24 protein-coding genes are annotated in these 19107 nt (G+C 57.9%); 22 read left to right on the top strand and 2 right to left on the bottom strand.

The genetic code is table 11. From position 1 onward, the window contains the following. Positions 1-537: 537 nt before the first annotated feature. The 11 genes from AB4P92_RS29780 (at position 538) to AB4P92_RS29730 (ending at position 8847) form a co-directional block, all read left to right on the top strand. Positions 538-1119 (top strand): STY4534 family ICE replication protein, encoded by a 582-nt coding sequence (locus tag AB4P92_RS29780; RefSeq protein WP_102879509.1) that lies wholly within the window; start codon positions 538-540, stop codon positions 1117-1119. 70 nt (positions 1120-1189) lie between these two features. Continuing rightward, positions 1190-1447 carry a hypothetical protein gene (locus AB4P92_RS29775; protein WP_102879510.1) on the top strand — a complete coding sequence of 86 codons (258 nt, stop codon included), beginning with the start codon at positions 1190-1192 and terminating at the stop codon, positions 1445-1447. A 100-nt stretch (positions 1448-1547) separates the two neighbouring features. Then, positions 1548-2042, top strand: coding sequence for a DNA repair protein RadC (radC, locus tag AB4P92_RS29770; RefSeq protein WP_102879511.1), 495 nt, complete (start codon positions 1548-1550; stop codon positions 2040-2042). A 52-nt stretch (positions 2043-2094) separates the two neighbouring features. Then, entirely contained in the window at positions 2095-2850 is a 756-nt protein-coding gene (locus AB4P92_RS29765; RefSeq protein ID WP_102879512.1) for an ABC transporter substrate-binding protein, read from the top strand. 88 nt (positions 2851-2938) lie between these two features. After that, positions 2939-3481 carry a PilL N-terminal domain-containing protein gene (locus tag AB4P92_RS29760; protein ID WP_102879513.1) on the top strand — a complete coding sequence of 181 codons (543 nt, stop codon included), beginning with the start codon at positions 2939-2941 and terminating at the stop codon, positions 3479-3481. Beyond that, complete coding sequence (locus tag AB4P92_RS29755; protein WP_102879514.1) at positions 3478-4146, top strand: chemotaxis protein; 669 nt, start codon at positions 3478-3480, stop codon at positions 4144-4146. Before AB4P92_RS29760 ends, AB4P92_RS29755 begins: the two co-directional genes overlap by 4 nt. Positions 4147-4155: 9 nt before the next feature. Then, entirely contained in the window at positions 4156-4869 is a 714-nt protein-coding gene (locus AB4P92_RS29750) for a TIGR03759 family integrating conjugative element protein (RefSeq protein WP_102879515.1), read from the top strand. After that, positions 4851-5399, top strand: a complete 549-nt coding sequence (locus tag AB4P92_RS29745) for a lytic transglycosylase (protein ID WP_102879516.1) — start codon at positions 4851-4853, stop codon at positions 5397-5399. The genes AB4P92_RS29750 and AB4P92_RS29745 overlap by 19 nt, the downstream gene beginning before the upstream one ends. Next, the gene (locus AB4P92_RS29740; protein ID WP_102879517.1) at positions 5396-5911 is read left to right on the top strand and encodes an integrating conjugative element protein; all 516 of its coding nucleotides are present in this window, start codon (positions 5396-5398) and stop codon (positions 5909-5911) included. Before AB4P92_RS29745 ends, AB4P92_RS29740 begins: the two co-directional genes overlap by 4 nt. 9 nt (positions 5912-5920) lie before the next feature. Then, entirely contained in the window at positions 5921-8026 is a 2106-nt protein-coding gene (gene traD / locus AB4P92_RS29735; RefSeq protein WP_102879518.1) for a type IV conjugative transfer system coupling protein TraD, read from the top strand. An 89-nt stretch (positions 8027-8115) separates the two neighbouring features. Then, on the top strand, positions 8116-8847 hold the full coding sequence (locus tag AB4P92_RS29730; RefSeq protein ID WP_102879519.1) for a TIGR03747 family integrating conjugative element membrane protein: 732 nt from the start codon (positions 8116-8118) through the stop codon (positions 8845-8847). Positions 8848-8867: 20 nt separating this feature from the next. Here AB4P92_RS29730 and AB4P92_RS29725 read toward each other — a convergent pair whose 3' ends face one another. Continuing rightward, a complete protein-coding gene (locus AB4P92_RS29725; RefSeq protein WP_102880067.1) occupies positions 8868-9449 on the bottom strand; it encodes a hypothetical protein in 582 nt (193 codons plus the stop codon). A gap of 299 nt (positions 9450-9748) precedes the next feature. Between AB4P92_RS29725 and AB4P92_RS29720 the strand changes: the two genes are divergently transcribed. The 10 genes from AB4P92_RS29720 to AB4P92_RS29675 all read left to right on the top strand — a co-directional run bounded on the left by AB4P92_RS29720 (position 9749) and on the right by AB4P92_RS29675 (position 18169). Continuing rightward, positions 9749-10084, top strand: a complete 336-nt coding sequence (locus tag AB4P92_RS29720) for an RAQPRD family integrative conjugative element protein (protein WP_102880068.1) — start codon at positions 9749-9751, stop codon at positions 10082-10084. Further along, positions 10081-10320: a TIGR03758 family integrating conjugative element protein gene (locus AB4P92_RS29715; RefSeq protein ID WP_102879520.1), complete on the top strand. Its 240-nt coding sequence runs from the start codon at positions 10081-10083 to the stop codon at positions 10318-10320. The genes AB4P92_RS29720 and AB4P92_RS29715 overlap by 4 nt, the downstream gene beginning before the upstream one ends. 17 nt (positions 10321-10337) lie before the next feature. Next, positions 10338-10709 (top strand): TIGR03745 family integrating conjugative element membrane protein, encoded by a 372-nt coding sequence (locus AB4P92_RS29710; protein WP_060738069.1) that lies wholly within the window; start codon positions 10338-10340, stop codon positions 10707-10709. A gap of 7 nt (positions 10710-10716) precedes the next feature. Beyond that, on the top strand, positions 10717-11130 hold the full coding sequence (locus tag AB4P92_RS29705) for a TIGR03750 family conjugal transfer protein (protein ID WP_102879521.1): 414 nt from the start codon (positions 10717-10719) through the stop codon (positions 11128-11130). Then, positions 11127-11768 (top strand): PFL_4703 family integrating conjugative element protein, encoded by a 642-nt coding sequence (locus tag AB4P92_RS29700; protein WP_102879522.1) that lies wholly within the window; start codon positions 11127-11129, stop codon positions 11766-11768. The genes AB4P92_RS29705 and AB4P92_RS29700 overlap by 4 nt, the downstream gene beginning before the upstream one ends. Continuing rightward, on the top strand, positions 11765-12580 hold the full coding sequence (locus AB4P92_RS29695; RefSeq protein WP_102879523.1) for a TIGR03749 family integrating conjugative element protein: 816 nt from the start codon (positions 11765-11767) through the stop codon (positions 12578-12580). The genes AB4P92_RS29700 and AB4P92_RS29695 overlap by 4 nt, the downstream gene beginning before the upstream one ends. Next, complete coding sequence (locus AB4P92_RS29690) at positions 12570-14087, top strand: TIGR03752 family integrating conjugative element protein (protein ID WP_102879524.1); 1518 nt, start codon at positions 12570-12572, stop codon at positions 14085-14087. Before AB4P92_RS29695 ends, AB4P92_RS29690 begins: the two co-directional genes overlap by 11 nt. After that, positions 14050-14466 carry a TIGR03751 family conjugal transfer lipoprotein gene (locus tag AB4P92_RS29685; protein ID WP_102879525.1) on the top strand — a complete coding sequence of 139 codons (417 nt, stop codon included), beginning with the start codon at positions 14050-14052 and terminating at the stop codon, positions 14464-14466. The genes AB4P92_RS29690 and AB4P92_RS29685 overlap by 38 nt, the downstream gene beginning before the upstream one ends. Further along, complete coding sequence (locus tag AB4P92_RS29680; protein ID WP_371359949.1) at positions 14463-17204, top strand: conjugative transfer ATPase; 2742 nt, start codon at positions 14463-14465, stop codon at positions 17202-17204. Before AB4P92_RS29685 ends, AB4P92_RS29680 begins: the two co-directional genes overlap by 4 nt. 233 nt (positions 17205-17437) lie before the next feature. Further along, complete coding sequence (locus AB4P92_RS29675; protein WP_146036630.1) at positions 17438-18169, top strand: hypothetical protein; 732 nt, start codon at positions 17438-17440, stop codon at positions 18167-18169. Between the two features lie 237 nt (positions 18170-18406). Here the strand turns inward: AB4P92_RS29675 and AB4P92_RS29670 are convergent, their stop codons facing one another. Then, a complete protein-coding gene (locus AB4P92_RS29670) occupies positions 18407-18664 on the bottom strand; it encodes a LasR-specific antiactivator QslA (protein WP_102879527.1) in 258 nt (85 codons plus the stop codon). 171 nt (positions 18665-18835) lie between these two features. Between AB4P92_RS29670 and AB4P92_RS29665 the strand changes: the two genes are divergently transcribed. Then, positions 18836-19090 (top strand): helix-turn-helix domain-containing protein, encoded by a 255-nt coding sequence (locus tag AB4P92_RS29665; RefSeq protein ID WP_102879528.1) that lies wholly within the window; start codon positions 18836-18838, stop codon positions 19088-19090. Positions 19091-19107 lie beyond the last annotated feature (17 nt).

Here is a 19107-nt window from a genome sequence, read left to right as displayed (position 1 = left end):
GCAGTTCAACCAAGTTTTGCGAGGAGCTTGTCGACTGCGTAAGACCGCCAAAGGTGGCTTTTCTCTTCCTCGCCTGGCGCCCAGCCGGGCCCACTCTTCATTTTTTTCATTTTCTTAATTCCAGTGACTGCCACCGTATTCCAGCCTTAAAAAAACGGGTTGCAGCGTCTTGACGCCCCCCTGTTACAGGCTTATACAAAGGGCGTGGTTCGCTGTCGTCGACAGCCCAGCCCAGGTAGCTTGAACCTTCAAGGCTACGCCACGTTCGTGGTGGTTTACCCAAGTGCGATCAGCGTTCGGAAGCTCGCGCGGTTACCGCTTCGGCGGTGATGAATGCCCACTACACCAGATCCGCAGACCACTACTGCGGATTCTCTTCTGCTTCACCGCTATTCCCCGGACGCATCGTTCTGATCGTCATCGGATTGCCGGTGACGAGTTGTACATTGCTCGCCTTCACCTACCCACCCTGACGGGGGCTCACATCCCCGTCAGGGATTGTGCGTCGCCGTTTTCCCATGAAACAGGAGAACCACCATGGCCCACGCCAACCAATCCCAAGAAGCGACCACTTACTTCAATCTGCACACCGTCGGTATCGGTTACCTCAACCGTGTTCGTGAAGTACAAGTCCGCCGCGGTCAGCCATTCATGGCCTGCGATATTGCAGCCCTACACGGTGCAACCGATGCGGTGGAGTACACCCGTTTCGACTGCAAAGTCGCCGGGGGTGAAGCTGAACGCTTGATTCGTCTCTATATGGACGCCGTCAAAGCCGAGAAAAAGGTCTTGCTGTCGTTCCGTATCGGCGACCTGTGGATCGATCCGTTTCTCTACGAGAAAGGCGTTAAACAAGGCCAACCGGGCGCCAGCCTGAAAGGTCGTTTGCTGTTCATCGACTGGATCAAAGTCAACGGCACGTTCGAATACAAAGCGCCCGCCAGGCAGGAAGCAACAGCACCTGCTGAGCAAGCGCCGATCAATGAACCCTCTCTAACGTCGGCTGATGTCGACGCCGAGGAGACCGCTAACCCAACAGAGGCTCAGGTCGAACCTGAATCTCAACCCACTCCCCGCACGGCCCGCCGTGACGCCCCCCGTACCGTTCAGTCCGCCTGAACAGTCCACGATGTACACATCAAGGCGCTCCCTCGAGCGCCTTTTCTTCAATTAGCACAGGAGAACCCACATGGAATCCTTCTGGCTTTGCGACGACTGCCTGTTCGCGGCGGCTTACGAGGACTACAGCACGTTATCGCTCTACTACACGACGGATGAAACCGGGGAACGCATCGCCGCGATGCAATGTGGGCTGGTTCGGTTGATGCCCATCAGTGCCGACTTTGATCCCGAAGCCGGCTGGGGAATAAAAGCCTTTTCCCCATTTCCCTGTGACGGTTGTGGTTCACCCCTGCACGGTCAACGCCACCGATTCACTCGGCTGTAAACAGCGCGCCATCTGCTAAGGCCCGCGACTCTATATCCACCTTGGGGACACCACTCCCCTCGGGCGTGTACCCCTGATTGTTCCCTTCGGAGGTACCCCCATGAGCACCCAACTCACACTGATTGAAACCTCGGATTTCGAAGCTGATCGTATCGTCCAAGAAAACCAGGTGATCGACGAAGCGCTGCATATTCTGGATCGTCGGCTGTTCGCCCGCGGCCCTAACCTGACGTCGCCTGATACTGTGGCCTCATACCTAAAACTGCACCTTGCGCAACAAGAGCATGAAGTCTTCGGTGTGATCTTTCTCGACGCAAAGCACCGCGTGTTGGCGTTCGAAGTCCTGTTTCACGGCAGCATTGATGGGGCCAGCGTTTACCCCAGACAGGTCGTTAAACGCTCATTGGCGCATAACGCTGCGGCCGCCATTTTTGTTCACAACCACCCCTCAGGGTGCACGGAACCCAGCCAGGCGGATCGCGTGCTGACGGCACGGCTGAAGGAGGCCTTAGCCTTAATCGAAGTGCGCGTACTGGATCACTTCATCGTGGGAGAAGGTCATCCTCTCTCCCTTGCCGAATACGGTTGGCTTTAACCCTCACAGGCGCCTACGGGCGCCTTGTTCATTTCCATTCTGGAGAACCCTCATGAACCAAACCCCAGCCCTGCTGCAAGGCTCAAACCCATTTTCTCGCGGTTACGACAACCTGCATATTGAACGTCGACTACTGATCACTTACGAAGACGACTGCCCTCCCTGCTTTCGACCCCTGCACGACTCACAAGCCCATCTGCCCGACAATGAGTTGCAACTGTTACCCTGCCTGCTCAATGACGATTTCGCCTTGATCAGCGAAGGCCAATCCATTCCGGAGGAGTTGGATGAACGCTTCCAATCAACCGGACTGGTGCGCCAAGTGATCTACGCCGTGATGGGCGAAATGCTTAACGAGCGGCATCATGTCGGCGATCTGTACTCCCGGGAAGATGCTCAAGCAATGATCCATTGCTTGAGCTTCGAGACGGGACACTACAGTCGAACCTGGGAGATCAGTACCGCACACCTCACTGAAGAAGCATTGCGCTATTTGGAGCGCCGGGCTAGCAATTTCGACTTCAAACCAACTGGTCTGCTGTTCGAACCCTTTACCCTGGCGGACTGCAATGGCGTCGGGTGTAAGCTGATTGGCACGCCTTGGACCGACGATAACCTGGAGAAAATCGAGGGCTGTCCTTACTCATCGCTGAGGCAGGAGCAACTCGATGCCTGTACGCCGGAAGCCTTGGTCAACGTACTGTATATGGCGGCATTGGTGGATGTGCGATTCTTGATCTTCGACCCCGACGCTGCCGTCTTGGATGGGCTCGCCATTTTCGTTGAACAGCAACGTGTTCAGCGTTAACACGACCCACCTTGAATCAACTTTCTCACTGAATCGCTCCTTCACCTCATGTCAGGTTCTGCACTGAATCTGACATGAGGTTTCTTCCATGGAGCGTTTTTTCACGCCTGTCTGCATGCTGGGTTTGTTGAGCGCCTGCACCGCGCAAATCCCCAACCCGTTGCCGACCAATCCAGAGATCGACAGTGGCTCCAATCGGCCCCAGCACTCGAAGGGCATAGCCGAAGAATGCCATCCGGCAGAGCTTCGTTATGGCCGCTACACGCTGGTCAACACCGAGCCCACCAAGGAACAACGCGATCTTCTTGCCCAAATCATTGAAGTGAATATCCCGCCCAGCCTGAACCCCTCGGTACAGGAGGCGCTGCACTACGTGCTGCAGCGTTCGGGTTATGCGCTTTGCGCAGATACTGCGTCGGTGAAGGTGCTGTTCACCCGGCCCCTGCCCGCAGCCCATTACCGGCTGGGCCCGATCCCTTTGCGCCGCGCGCTACAAGTGCTGGCTGGCCCCGCCTGGCAACTCACGGCCGATGAAGTCGGCCGTTCGGTCTGCTTCGAACAGCAGAAAGCTGATGTCGGCAGCGTGCGGGTCACACCCAACTCGTACCATCAGGCGGAGGCACATCCATGAAAGCCTCGACGTTACAAACCTTCATTATTGGATTGCTTTGTCTGGCGGCCGCCGGGCTGAGCGGGGTTTTATATAACCAGTATAAACGTGTGGCCGAGCTACAGAGTACGAACACCCAACACCTAAAAACCCTGGACACTCTGCAACGTGATTCAAACGCCCTCAAGGACGCACAGGAGCAGTTGCAGTACGCGCTAAAAGACCTGAAGCAGATGGTCGATAACGGCGAGCAACAGGCCAATACCCTCGATCCGATGCTAGATCAATGGGCGCAAGAAATACAGGAACTGCGCGACGGTCTGGCAACCCGCGCCACCGCGGCAGACCTGACAGCGCTGCGCGCAAGCCTTGAACAGGTCGAGCAGCAGTTCCACGAGCACAAGCCCCAGCCATCACCCCCACCGCCGCCTTCCGCGACTAAACCGAAAAAGACCGCTCGCCCCAAGCCCGTATCGCTCTCGCCACCGTTCTCAGTGTTGAGCGTCGAGTTCCGCGGTGGTGAGCGTTTTCTGGCGGTGGCACCTCATGACAGTCGCTCGCTCATGGATGTTCGGCTGCTGCACAGCGGCGAGCAGTTCGGTACCTGGCACCTGAAAGTGCTGGAGCCGAACTCAGCTATCTTCGCGGTGGCCGCTCAGCCAGACCAGACCGTGCACCTCCCTTGAGAAGCGATCATGAACAGAGCGCTACTGCCCACCGTCGTCTGTCTCGCTTCGCTATTGGCCATGGGCGCTGCGATGGGCAACCCCGTCACGACACAGTCACGGACCCAGGACACGCAGTCTGCTCCGCTGGGGCGCTCTGACTCTGAACAGGCGGCGAGCTGGGGTCTGACGGAGCAGGAGTGGACGCGCTTCGAACAGATCCAAGCCGGCCCGCGCAGCTTCTGGAGCCCGAACCTCGATCCGTTGACCGCACTCGGGGTCGAGGCCCAGACCGACCAAGAGCGCCAGCGCTATGCCGAATTACAGGTGGCGCTGGAAGCCAAACGCGCCGAGCGCGAGTTGGCTTACCAAAACGCTTACACCGCGGCCTGGGCCAAGCTGTTTCCCGGGCTGCAGCCGATCCAGGGCGCGGCGTCCCCTGGCAGCTCATCGGTCGTGCCGCGCCAAGCCCTGTTTGTGGAGGACCACTGCCCAGCGTGCACCGCCGAAGCGCAGCGTCTGCAAAGCGGCGACACGGCGTTCGATATCTATCTGGTGGGCAGCCAAGGCGAGGATAAACGCGTCCGTAGCTGGGCTCGGCAAGCGGACATCGATCCGGCCAAGGTTCAACGCCGGCAGATCACCCTGAACCATGACCGTGGTCGCTGGTTCAACCTGGGTGCTCCGGGGCCATTGCCTGCCACATTTCAACAGGTGAATGGAAAATGGCAACGCCTCAACTGAGTGCTATTGCGCTCCTGCTGACAATGCTCGCCGTCCAGGCTGACGAACTTCCGCCTCCGGCCTACCAACTGGCGGCGCATGACGCCGACATCCCTTCTACGGTGCTGTTCGCGATTGTCCTGCAGGAGAGTGGTATCCGCGTCCGTGGTCGACTGCTGCCCTGGCCTTGGACCCTGAACATCGCCGGAACACCCTACCGCTTCGCCACTCACCAGGCCGCCTGTCACGCCTTGCTTCAAGCGCTCACCCGGCATGACGCCAAGCGGGTCGATGTCGGTCTCGGACAAACCAACCTGGGTTACCTGGGACAACGTTTTTCCAGCCCCTGTGACGCTCTCGATCCCTACCGAAATCTCGCCGTGACCGCCGCGCTGTTGCAGGAGCATCACGCTGCCACAGGTGATTGGGTGTTGGCTGCCGGACGTTATCACCGCCCGGCAGGAGGAACGCCAGCCGCGCGTTACCGCGCCGGCTTTTCCCGACAACTCGAACGACTGCAGGTTTCCTTCAAACAGGGCACACCGCCATGAAGCGAATATTCCTTATCTGTTATTTCATCCTGCTCTTGGCTCCTTTCGCCCAGCCGGAACTGACCGTAGCCGGGGATCAGCCTAGCGACTTCACCCGGCCCCATTTTCAAGGTTCCAGGACGCCAATAAACAACAAGACCCAGCCTGATCGCGTCATGCAGGCGGACCTGTCCACGTTTGCCGATGAAGCCTGGATACTGCCCGTCCGCAGCTCCCATTTGAGCCCCGGCCAGATCGCATCTCGTACCCTGAACATGCCTGGCCTACAACCCTTCTTTCTGGTGGGCGACGATCCCCGTTCGCGGGCTTGGCTGCATCAACGTGCGACTGAACTGCACGAAATGGGCGCAGCCGGCCTCGCCGTCGAAGTGGCCGATGCTGAAGCCCTGGCCCGGATTCGAGCAGCCGCTCCGGGCATCACCATCCTGCCGGTCAACGGCAACGACATCGCCACCCGCCTGCAGATTGAGCACTATCCCGTCCTGATAACTGCCACCTCACTGGAACAGTGAGTCCAGGTCATGGCCGAGCATGCGATGGAGTCCAAGCTCCGGCCAGCGGTGGAGCTGTACACCGTAGCGATCTGCATCGCTGCCGCGGTGTTGTGCGTGTACTCGCCCTGGGCTGTGGCCCTGTCACCCGAGATCGGTCTGGTTACAGCGCTGGCCTATGCCCTGTTCGGCCTGATCCGGCTGCGACAAGCCTGGGATGTGTTACGCTATCGGCGCAATATCCGCCGGCTGCCCCGCTACGAACTGACCAGTCGGCAGATTCCGGTCAGCCGTAAGCGTTTGTTTATGGGTCGCGGCTTTCGCTGGACCCGCCTGCACACCCAGCGCTTGGTCGAGGCCCAGGATCCGGCTGTTGCTCACTATATCGACCAACCGACTCGCTATCGTCTGGCACGCGGTCTCGAACGCCGCCTGGAACATGCACCGTTTCCGCTCTCCACATTGGCCCGTGTCACCGCTTGGGACAGTGCCTTCAATCCGTTGCGCCCTTTGCCCCCAGTAGGTGGCTCGCCGCTGTTGCATGGGGTCGAGCCCAACGAAACGGAGGTCAGTCTGCCACTGGGCGAACGGGTCGGACACACCCTGGTGCTGGGCACTACCCGTGTCGGCAAGACGCGACTCGCCGAGGTGTACATCACCCAGGACATTCACCGCGTCGAACATGAAGTGGTGATTGTCTTCGATCCGAAGGGTGATGCCGACCTGCTCAAACGCATGTACGTCGAAGCCAAGCGAGCCGGTCGGGAGAAGGAGTTTTATGTCTTCCATCTGGGCTGGCCAGAAATCTCCGCCCGCTACAACGCCGTGGGACGTTTCGGTCGCATCTCGGAAGTGGCGTCACGCATTGCTGGGCAACTCAGTGGCGAAGGGAACTCTGCGGCCTTCCGTGAGTTCGCCTGGCGTTTCGTCAACATCATCGCCCGCGCCCTGATCGAGCTGGGCCGACGTCCGGACTACCTGCAGATCCAGCGACATGTGGTCAACATCGACGCACTGTTCATCGAATACGCCCAGCAGTTTTTCGCCAAGACTGATCCGAAAGCGTGGGAGGTGATCGTCCAGCTTGAAGGCAAGCTCACCGAGAAAAACATTCCCCGGCATATGATCGGGCGCGAAAAGCGTGTGGTGGCCATCGAGCAGTACCTGGCGGTGAAGCGTGTATTTGATCCGGTAATGGACGGACTGCGTTCGGCGGTACGATATGACCGTACGTACTTCGATAAAATCGTTGCCTCGCTACTGCCGCTGCTGGAGAAACTCACCACCGGCAAGACCGCCCAGTTACTGGCCCCCAACTACACCGATTTAGAGGACCCGCGGCCAATCTTCGACTGGATGCAGATCATCCGAAAACGTGGCATCGTCTATATCGGCCTGGATGCACTGACCGACGCCGAGGTGGCCGCTGCTGTGGGCAACTCCATGTTCGCCGATTTGGTCTCGGTCGCGGGGCACATCTACAAACATGGAATTGACCATGGCCTACCCGCATCGGGCAGCAGCAGTGACAAGTTGCCGATCAACCTGCACGCCGATGAGTTCAACGAGTTGATGGGCGATGAGTTCATCCCACTGATCAATAAGGGTGGCGGGGCCGGCATCCAGGTGACGGCCTACACCCAGACCCTCAGCGATATCGAAGCGCGAATCGGCAACCGCGCCAAGGCTGGCCAGGTCATTGGTAACTTCAACACCTTGCAGATGCTCCGGGTACGCGAGACCGCCACTGCTGAACTACTCACCCAACAGTTGCCCAAGGTCAACGTACTGACCAAAACCCTGGTCTCCGGTGCCACCGACACCTCCGATCCTGAGGCCAATACAGACTTCACCTCATCCTCGCAAGATCGCGTCAGCAGCACCAGCGTGCCGTTGATCGAGCCCGCTCACATCGTCAGCTTGCCCAAGGGGCAAATGTTCTCCTTCCAGGCCGGTGGGCAGCTCTGGAAAGTCCGAATGCCTTTGCCAAAACCCTCCAACGACGATGCCATGCCCAAGGACCTGCAGGAGCTCACCCAGCGAATGCGGGCCGCCTACAACGAGCAGGCGGGGCAATGGTGGAGCGCAAGCGGTGGCGGCCCAACAACAAACTTCGATCTGGATCAGGTGGGGTAGCCCGCCCCTGGCACAGGTTTCGATTCAGCAAAAACTATCCAGAAGGCCTCATGACGACATCAACACTGCAGCGCGCAATGGAGTGAACGATGGCGACTTCCGTCCAGAACACGCCGCCACAACCGATCCAGCGCCCGGGGTTGTTCACCTCGGCGATCAGCCTGGTCCTGCGCATCATCGGACTGCTGATTGCCTCGTTGCTATTCTCGATCCTCACCGAGTTCGCCGGCTTGCTGCTGTTCTGGGCCGATCAGGGTTGGCGGCACAGCCAAGCCATGTTGGCGAACGAACTGGGCTGGCTGAGTGAGCACTTCAAATCTTCTCTCATCCTCCAACAACCTGGACAGACGATTGTTCAATGGCTGGATTTTCTCAATCAATGGCTATTAGTTAAGACTGGCTTTGCGGATTTTGCCCGGCAGGCGCGGATGTCGAGCCAGGGCAACGGCATCTGGGGCTGGATCAACCAACTCTACGTGAGCATTGAGGATTTCGTAGTGGCCGCAGTGTATGTGACCTTTACCTTCGTGGTGCGCCTGACGATTCTAGTCCTGGCCACACCACTATTTTTGTTGGCCACGCTCTCCGGTTTTGTTGATGGTTTGATGCGCCGCGACCTGCGCAAGTTTGGAGCCGGGCGAGAAAGCAGTTTTGTCTATCACCGCGCTAAACGAGCAGTGCTACCGCTGCTGATCGTGCCCTGGATCATTTACCTGTCATTGCCCTTTTCGCTCAATCCCATGGCCATTTTTTTGCCTTGCGCAGTGATGCTCGGAGCAACGACAGCTATCACCGCGGCGACGTTTAAAAAATACATTTAATAAAATGTAACGCTGACGTGTTAAACCATTCCGGTGAATTTGGCCAAAATAGCGACGACATAACCGCCAATAATAGACAAACCAACAATACCCAATGGCCGCTGCCACCAATCACCGCTAGGGGACGGCGGCATAGACTGCTGATAAAAATTGATCTGCCCGATCTGATTTGCGTTGAGTTGGGTGGCTGCTCCATTTTGCATCGAGTTGCGCCACTGAGCTTCCTCAAGACGTTCGAGTTGAACCTGAACACGCCTCTTGAGTTGGCTAGCGGAAAGGAGAATTTGCTTTCCAATAATCATCACACCCAGCAAACCGAAAAACAGCAAATTTCCATAGCTGAGCGGGTTTTCCTGGCTGAGGGTAGGCGCGTGCTCCCATACAAAACCGATGTAGGGTGATGTGGCCTGGTAAACATCGGCTACTAAATTTTGCACAACCCCTCCAAAATGCCCAAAAATTTTTGTGCTCGCGAGAATCTCTGCTTGATGGTGCAGAAAAATCAACGATGAAACCAAATAAAATAGCGCCCCGAAGACCATCAAGGAGACGCCCACGGCCTGTCGAATACGATACCGCCGAATTGCTTGTTGGATGTTCACTCTCTGCAATCACTCTTCGTTAACTGATTTCGTCCGCGCTTATCTGCGCCCCGCTAACAATGTTGTTAGCGGAATCAAACGTTAACGGCTACTTATCGTTTTTCATGAGTAACCAATGCTGTACTTGCGGTCCAATCGTGTCATTTTTCCGCGTTTCGTAGCTCTCGATACGATGTTCGAACTCGGTACACGATCAGAGACTGTATCGAAATAAAATGACGCTGCGTGTTTCGTGTTTCTTACTGCTGAGTTCTGGACGTTAGTTGAATGCTGGCCCCATCTCCAAATGGGCTATCCACATGCCGACTACATTTTTCCGAATCTGCACGCTGCTCATATTGATGACGTTCCATAGCGGCGGCTATGCCGCATCTGCTCATGAGCGCGAACAGCTCAGCCTAGTTCAGCAGCAGCTCGATGCTATTGAGCGCCTTGCGGCGCAAGCTAAGGTAGCCAGGACCTCTGAACCAAACGAACGCTATCGCTTCGACTATCCCCGCCTGTCTCAGGACATCCAACGCATTCGCCAAGGAATGCAGAACTATCTGTCGCCCTCGCGTGCTCAACCTCACGATCCTGGTGAGCTGGTCGGCGATTACCGCCTCGACACTCCGCCCCCGGAGCCGTCGCCATGAGCATGACCGACGCGCAGACCGCTGCCTTTCAAAACGCCTCCGGCTTCTCACCGCAGAGCAGTTCGACGCTCTGGCTGTCCCTGGTTCTCGTCCTGGTTTTGCTGTGGTGTGCCTGGGTGATGTGGACGGCTTACCGGGGCTGGGCAACAGGCAGTGTGCGCTTCGGCGCGTTTGGCGGCAGCGCCGCGCGCGTGCTGCTCACCTTGCTGGTTCTGATGTTCTTCACCTTGTCCTAACCCCGGAGATCGCCGTCATGCTCAAGTGCCTTGCCCCCCTGAAAAACAATCTGCGTGATCGCGCTAGCCAGCGCTTGATCGGTCTGCTGTTAGTACTCGGTCCAAGCCTGGCTTTTGCCGAACTACCGACTATGGAAGCTCCTTCACGTGGTGAAGGTTCCGGGTTGATCGAGACGATCAAAAACTACGCCTACGACGGCGGCATCCTGCTCGGTCTGCTGATTGCCCTGCTCGCTTTCTTGGGGGTGGCCTGGCATTCGTTGACCGTGTACGCCGACGTGCAAAACCAGCGTAAGACCTGGAAGGACTTGGGTGCGGTGGTCGGTATCGGTGCTCTGTTGGTGGTGATCATCATCTGGTTCCTGACCAAGGCTGCCGCGATTCTTTGAGGTTGGCATGAATGACGCTATCGAACACCTTGCCGACGGCACTTTGGTTTTTCTACCAGAGCGACTCAATCGTGATCCTGCCGTATTGCGTGGTTTGACCAATGATGAGATGTGGGTGGCGCTCGGTGCCGGCGCACTTGTCGGCCTGGTGCTGGGTGTTCCTCTGGCGATCGCCACCGTCTCCATTGCCGTGGCGCCAACCAGCATGATCGCAGGCATGGCGGTGGTGCTATTTGCCGGTGGCACACTACTGCGTCGGGCCAAACGGGCCCGGCCAGAGACCTGGTTGTACCGCAAACTCGAATGGGTACTGGCCAGCCGTTGGCGCCTGGGTCGCGGAAGTCTGATCCTGCACTCCGGCGCCTGGACGGTTCGCCGTTCGCGTCGGCTGCGCCCTGCCCTGTCCCGGTGGCAGCCATGAGCCGATTTCGAAACAAGGTGGATGCCCAACAGGCCCACATCTTCAGCCTGCGTCTGGCGGTAGTGATTTTGGCCCTGGTCTGTGCCGGACTTTGGTATGGCTGGCGCTCGGCACCGACCGATCTGACGGTGCATGTCCCCCCGGATCTGCGCTCGGGCAGCACGCGTAAGTGGTGGGATGTCCCCCCAGAGAATATCTATGCCTTTGCCCTGTACATCTTTGGCCAACTCAACCGCTGGCCCTCGGATGGCGAGCAGGATTATCGCCGCGCCATCTATGGCTTGCAATCCTACCTGACCCCCGCCTGCAAGGCCTTTCTCGACGGTGATTATGAGTACCGTAAGGCCGCCGGCGAGCTGCGCCAGCGGGTGCGTGGCGTCTACGAAATTCTGGGCCGAGGCTACAGCGAGGATCCGGAACTCAGGGTCAAGCAACTCGACCGCGACAGCTGGCTGGTCAAGCTCGATCTCAATGCCGATGAATATTACGCCGCCGAACCGGTGAAACGGGTGGTGGTGCGGTATCCATTGCGCGTGGTGCGTTTTGATCTGGACGCCGAACGCAATAAGTGGGGGCTGGCACTGGATTGTTATCAGGGCACTCCCCAAAAAATCTCCCTGCCTGGAGGTGAGCCATGAAGCGGATTTCTACCCTGGGACTCGCCGTCGCACTGACTACATGGGGAGCTGTGGCGCAGGCCGTCGAACTGATGCACTGGGAACGCCTCCCCCTCGCGGTCCCTCTGGTGATCAATCAGGAACGGGTGGTCTTTATCGATGAGGATGTTCGAGTCGGCCTGCCCTCAACCCTGACGGGCAAGCTGCGCGTGCAATCAACCGGCGGCACGCTGTACCTGCGAGCGTCGGAAGCCATTGCACCGACCCGACTGCAACTGCAATCGGTCACGACGGGCGAGATCATCCTCCTGGATATCGCGGCCACCCCTGGCGATCAACCGCTGGAGCCCGTGCGTATTCTCAAGAATGCTCCGGTGCAGGCTACCGAGGCGGAATCGAGCACCGCACCTATTCCAGAACGTACGCCGATCCCGGTCGCTTTGACGCGCTACGCCGCACAGAGCCTGTACGCGCCGCTGCGCACCGTAGAATCCCTACCCGGTGTACGCCGCGTACCGCTCAAGCTGCGCACCGAACTGCCGACCCTGCTGCCGACCGAAAACGTGTCCAGCACGCCCATCGCCGCCTGGAGACTCGGTGATTACTGGGTGACGGCGGTGAAGTTGCGCAATCGTGGTTCAGAGACGGTGCAACTCGATCCGCGCCGGCTTCAGGCCAAGCTGTTCGCCGCGGCCTTCCAGCATGCTTTCCTCGGACCTGTCGGCAATGCTGAAGACACCACGATTACCTACCTCGTCACCCTCGGTGCCGGCCTCGAACAAGCGGTCCTATTGATCCCATCTGTTACGCAAGGTAGCGGCCATGAGCGCTAACGCCTTGCTCAAATGGCTGGTACCGGCTGCGCTGCTGGGCGTGGTGCTGATCATCCTGAAAAGCTGGGTCGCGGGTGGCAGCACGCCCTCTCCAGAGCACCCAGTTGATCAGGGAAATATTCAGTTATCCGCCGAGCAAGCCAAGTCGCTCGGCATTGCTGGCGATACCCCACGCGACACGGTCGCCACGCTGGTCGGGCAGGTGAAGGCCATGCGCAGTGACATGCTCGGCCTGAAGAAACACAACGAGTCGCTGCAGACGGAGAACAACCGCCTGCGCGAGCGGGAAAACAGCGTCGATTCGCGTATCCAGACAGCGCTTGGCAGCGTAACCCAGCAGGTCGACGAAGGCCGACGCCAAGCCAACGAGGCCCGACTCAAAGCAGAACAAGACAGTCGTCAGGCCCGTGGTCTGCTGACGCAATTGCAGGAGCAGTTGTCGGGGCTGACCGGCAAAGGCAAGGACATACCTATCGGATTGGGGCTTGAGCCGGGTGACGGTGCTCAGTTCGAAGGGCAGCATTCTGCCAATGATGCACTGCAGTGGATTGAACCTTCGGATGCTCAGCCCACCGGCGCCCGAGGCAAAACCAAGTCCGCCTCCGCACTGAGTCTGCCTACCACCTTCAACTCGCTGGAAGGCTTGAAAGATAACGCGATTGATCGTAGCCAGAAACAGCTACGTGCAGTCAGCAAGGGTGAGCGTGACCTGACACGATCCGCTGATCGTACCGAGGGCGCGAAGCCGGTCTACACCATTCCTGAAAACGCCACGCTGATGGGCTCGGTCGCCATGACCGCGATGATCGGCCGAGTCCCGGTGGACGGAACAGTGAATGATCCTTATCCCTTCAAGGTGCTGGTCGGTCCGGAGAACCTGACCGCCAACGGCATCGACCTGCCAGACATTGCGGGGGCCGTGATGAGCGGCACGGCGTCCGGGGATTGGACCCTGTCGTGCGTACGCGGACAGGTCGAGTCGATCACCTTTGTGTTTACCGATGGCACCATCCGTACGGTGCCTCAGCCGAAGGCGGTAGCCAGCCGAAACGCCTCCACCACCCAGAGCTCAAACACCGACAAGATCCGCGGTGGGCTCGGTTACCTGTCCGATCCGTATGGCATTCCTTGCATTGCCGGCGAGCGCCGCTCGAACGCACAGCAGTACCTCGGCAGCCAGAGCCTGATCACTGCAGCCGGCGCGGGTGTTGCTGCCTTGCTCGGGAATGAGCAGAACAACAGCAGCGTGATCAGTTCGGGCGGCAGTGCCTTCGGGGTCACCAGCAGCAGTGGCAATAGCGCACTGAATTCAATTCTCAGTGGTGGGGTCAGCGACGTCCGCGAGTGGGTCAACAAACTGTATGGCGAAGCCTTTGCTGCCGTGTACGTGCCACCTGCAGCACAGGTCGCACTGCACCTCGACCATGAGATCACCATCGACTACGAGCCCAAGGGCCGGAGCGTTCACCATGAAAAAGACCATGCTTCCCTGCCTGACCTGGATTAGCTTGCTCTGCTGGGTCCTGACGGGGTGTTCCACCGACAAAGACACGCTGCTGCCCCATGGCGAGCAAACCATGATGGATATCTGGAACGGCGCCGGTTCGCAAGGTACTCAGCAGCAACTGCTGGATGCTCGACAGCAGTTACGCCGCCCGCTGGCTCAGGCAGATGTCTCCGCGGCTCTCCAGGAACCGTATACGCGCACCGCAGCGAACGAGATCCGCAACCTGTTCCCTCGCCTGCCCAATCCCGATCTAGTGCTGTACGTGTATCCGCATTTGAGTGGTACCGAGCAGGCACCGGTCCCGGGCTACTCGACCGTCTTTCCGTTCTACCAACGTGTGCAGTACGCATTACCTGGTGAACGTCAGGAAGACTTATGATGCGAACCGGCACTCCCGCGTGGAAAAGCTGGCGCACCCCTTTGCGCCCTCGCGCGACCTTAGCCGACGAAGCCGCACTCTACGCGCACAACCCCAGCTTCACCGATCACCTGCCGTGGGTCGAGTACCTCGACACCGAGCAGTGTTTTCTGCTCGATGACAATCGCTCGGTGGGCGCGGTGTTTGAGTTACTGCCCGTTGGCACCGAAGGGCGCGAACCTGATTGGCTGATGGCAGCCCGCGATGCCCTTGAGGATGCCCTGCAAGACAGCTTTGACGAGCTGGATCAATCGCCTTGGGTGGCGCAGTTTTTCTGCCAGGACGACAACGACTTCACAACCTACCTGTCCCGGCTTACCGATTACATTCAGGACAGCGCACGAGGCACGGCCTTCACCGAGGCGTATTTGGAGCTCAGCCGCCGTCATCTAAAGGCCATCGCCAAGCCCGGTGGCCTGTTTGAGGATAAGGTTGTGACACGCCTACCCTGGCGAGGCAATAACCGCCGGGTGCGCCTGGTGGTCTATCGCTGGCTCGAGTCTGGCGCTGAAGAGACGGGACTCACCCCGTTGCAATCCCTGCAACAGGCTTGCGAACGTATCGGTGCTTCGTTGCAGGCGTGCGGAGTGCAATCAACGCGAGTCGATGGGCGAGATTTGTATGCCTGGTTGTTGCCCTGGTTCAATCCAGCACCCAGGCTCACCGATGAGTCGCCCGAAGAGTTCTATCACCGTGTGGCCTATCCAGAGTCAGGCAACGGCGAGTCGCTGGAACTACCTTTCGATCACGACTTCGCCGAACGGTTGTTTTTCAATGAGCCGCGTTCAAATGTGCAGCACGGACTCTGGTACTTCGATGGTCAACCCCATCGGGTCATGGTGGTGGACAAGCTGCGGCGGGCACCTTTGATTGGCCAACTCACTGGCGAAACCCGTAAGGGTGACGCGGTGAACGCCCTGTTCGACCAGTTGCCTGAAGGCACGGTGATGAGTCTGACCCTGGTGGTCAAACCGCAAGATGCGCTCGAGGATCAGTTGAACCGCTTGGCACGCAAATCCATCGGTGAAAACCTGGCCTCGACCCAAACCCGTCAGGATGTCGAAGAAGCCCGCGCGATCATCGGCCGCCAGCACAAGCTGTATCGGGGAACCCTGGCGTTTTACGTGCGCGGTCACGATGAACAGCAATTGCACCAGCGCTCCGTCAGCCTGGCCAACGCGCTGTTGGGCGCGGGGCTGCAACCGGTACGTGAAGGCGATGAAGTCGCAGCCTGCAACAGCTATCTGCGTTGGTTGCCGATGGCTTACAACCCGGCCCGAGACACGCGCAACTGGTACACGCGCCTGATATTCGCCCAGCACCTGGCGAACCTGGTTCCGGTGTGGGGCCGCAGCACAGGAACAGGACATCCGGGTATCACCCTGTTCAATCGTGGCGGTTCGCCATTGAGTTTCGACCCTCTGTCACGCCTGGATCGGGCTATGAACGGTCATCTGCTGTTGTTCGGCCCCACCGGTGCCGGCAAGTCGGCGACCCTGGTCACCCTGCTGATGCAGGTCATGGCGGTGTACCGCCCTCGCCTGTTTATCGTCGAGGCCGGTAACTCATTCGGCTTGCAGGGCGACTACTTCGCGACACAGGGCCTGTCGGTCAATAAGGTCCAATTGAAACCTGGCGCTTCGGTCAGTCTCGCTCCCTTTACTGATGCTAGGCGCCTGGTCGAGCAGCCGGATCAGGTGGCGAGTCTGTCGATCGATGAGCTGGACGATGAGGTGGTAACCAGTCGCGAAGACCAGCGCGACATTCTCGGCGAATTGGAAATCACCGCCCGGCTGATGATCACCGGCGGCGAGGCCAAGGAAGAAGCCCGCCTGAGTCGAGCCGACCGCAGCCTGATCCGCGAGTGCATCCTGGATGCGGCGCAGACCTGCGTCACGGCGGGCCGCCAGGTGCTGACTCGCGACGTGCGCGACGCCTTGCTGCGCGTCGCTGCTGACCCGCACTTACCGGAGAAGCGTCGTGAGCGTGCCCAGGAAATGGGCGAGTCCATTGACCTGTTTTGTCAGGGTTTCGAGGGTGAGTTGTTCGATCGCGAGGGCACACCTTGGCCCGAGAGCGATGTGACCATTGTCGACTTGGCCACTTACGCTCGCGAAGGCTATGAGGCACAGATGTCCATCAGCTACATCAGCCTGATGAACACCGTGAACAACCTTGCCGAGCGCGACCAATACCTGGGGCGACCGATCATCATGGTCACCGACGAGGGCCATATCATCACCAAAAACCCGCTGCTGGCGCCCTTCGTGGTCAAGGGCACGAAGATGTGGCGCAAGCTCGGCGCTTGGTTCTGGCTGGCGACGCAAAACCTTGCCGACTTTCCCACTGCTGCGCAGACCATGCTCAACATGATCGAATGGTGGATTTGTTTGAACATGCCGCCCGCGGAGATTGAGGAAATCGCACGGTTCAAGAAGCTCACGCTGGCACAGAAAGCCTTGTTGCTCTCCTCCAGTAAGGAGCCGGGGAAATACACTGAGGGGGTCGTGCTGTCGAAAAAGATCGAAACGCTGTTTCGGGCCGTGCCGCCCAGCCTTTATCTCGCCCTGGCCATGACGGAGCCCGAGGAAAAAGCCGAGCGCTGGACACTGATGCAGGAGAACGGCTGCTCAGAGTTGGAAGCGGCCTACCGGGTAGCTGAACGGATCGATAGAGCGCGAGGAATAGAACCTGTGTAGGACATCTGTTTACGCATCCTCCTGCCTTTCTTGCAACTTGACTGGACAATGCAAGTTAGCGCATCTTGCATACTCAAGTGGCCCTTGGCCACCCTCTCAGGGCGATAGGAGCCTTGTCTATAGGCCGTGAAACACCTAGTAGGGGTGGTTCGGCAGAGTCTTTCTTGAACATCAAACTACGCGGAGTCTCAAGCACACCGCATCAACTCGATAGCTAGGCACTGCCATCCCCTATGTCTTCAACAATTACACTCGACCTAATCAAATCAGTCGCACCAATTGCAGCACCGGCAGGACTAGCTATTGGAGCGGCCCTTTGCGTTGGCCGTGACATCATTGCAAAGGTCATCTTTCCGAACCTCACAAAGAAACAAAACTTTTGGATCGTCATGTTCACGGCGTTCACTTTTTTGACCCTAGGGCTCTCAAGCATCGCGGCTTGGGTATATGTATCAATTGCAAGCTTTGGCGCCCAGCCACCAGGCGCAATCACCTACCCTCCGATTTCGATGGAGGTATTGAAAAATCTTACGTATAGAATTGACGACGATTTCATTACGTTGCAAGGCGGAAAGCGTGAGTTTGCTCCTGACACCGGACGTGATTTGCCCGATAAAGATATAGCCGTTTATTTAGTAGACCATGCGTTTGGCGATATTAATGGCGACGGTAACGGTGATGCCATCGCTGTGTTGCAGGCATCGGAAGGAGGCAGTGGGATTTACTACTACCTTGCCACCGTTTTCAATGACAGAGGAAATGCAAGGGCTTACGGGAAAGCTTACGTCTTGGGGGATAGGGTAGAGATTCGTAGCGTATCTATTCAGGGTGAGAGTGTCGTCGTGCAACTGATGATGCATGCTGATAATGACGGCTTGTGTTGCCCAACGCAGTTTCGAACCCTCGAGTTTGTGTTGAAAGGCCGTAAACTCCAATGCACAACAGAACCCTGTTCCGAAGTGTGAAAGTAGCTCCCATTGATGATCGGTGCCTAAGGTCAAAATTGAGAGTTTAAGTGAAAGTGTTAGGGGAGCTGTGTGCCTGGATAGTTATGTATTGCCGCCATTGGTCTATCTCGCCGAGGTTCGATCGAGGTCTTACAACGACGGGGCAAAAGCACAAAGCTTCAAAGCCTCCAGAGATTCAAATTGCTGTCCTTGTGACAGTGCCAATGCACATCGACTCAGCCTGCGAGTAGTGAATCACCTCTGTGCGCCTCCAAGCCGCTGCTGGATGCTCAACAAGAACCCGGCTTCGAATGCATCTTGGCAGTCACCGACAGGAAAGGTCTTGCGGGTTTGCGCCAGCTCCCACCACAGTGGAATCTCGCCGGACGTATCAAGCCAAGCCTGAGCGCATTGCACCCCACGTTCGATCATCGGCGCAAACTCGCTGCCCCAAGGTGTCAGAAGATTTGGGCTACCATCCGCCGCCGGAATTGAAATGTAGTTTTCGTCCATACACACCCTAGATTTCTGATTTTTTGTTAGACGCTGGGCCCAGCTTCGAAAAGCTTAACGACACCAAATGAACGCTTGATAACAGGAATGAGCATCAAATGGCCTAGATCAATACCAATGTATTGGCTATATCCCGTGGATTGAGAGTCCCTCAAGGCGCAATTTGCGCGCATGACTCAAGACTACGAACAGCTTCGTCTGCAGCTGGCGGAAAACATCCGCTTGATGCTACGCGTGAAAAACCTTACCCAAGAGCAGCTCGCGCTCATGGCCGAGGTGGATCGCACCTACGTCAGTCAATTCGAACGATGCACGGGCAATCCGTCGCTGTTGGTTCTGTGCAAGCTCGCCAATATTTTTGAAATTACCGCAGATCAGTTACTTGTGGATGCCGATATCCTGCGCAGTTCCCTTCACGTCAAATAATAGTCTTACGTCTCACA

Origin of the sequence: Pseudomonas sp. A0308 (genome assembly GCF_044218815.1) — a bacterium.
GTDB lineage: Bacteria > Pseudomonadota > Gammaproteobacteria > Pseudomonadales > Pseudomonadaceae > Aquipseudomonas > Aquipseudomonas iridis.
This window is presented reverse-complemented; position numbering and strand designations above follow the sequence as displayed.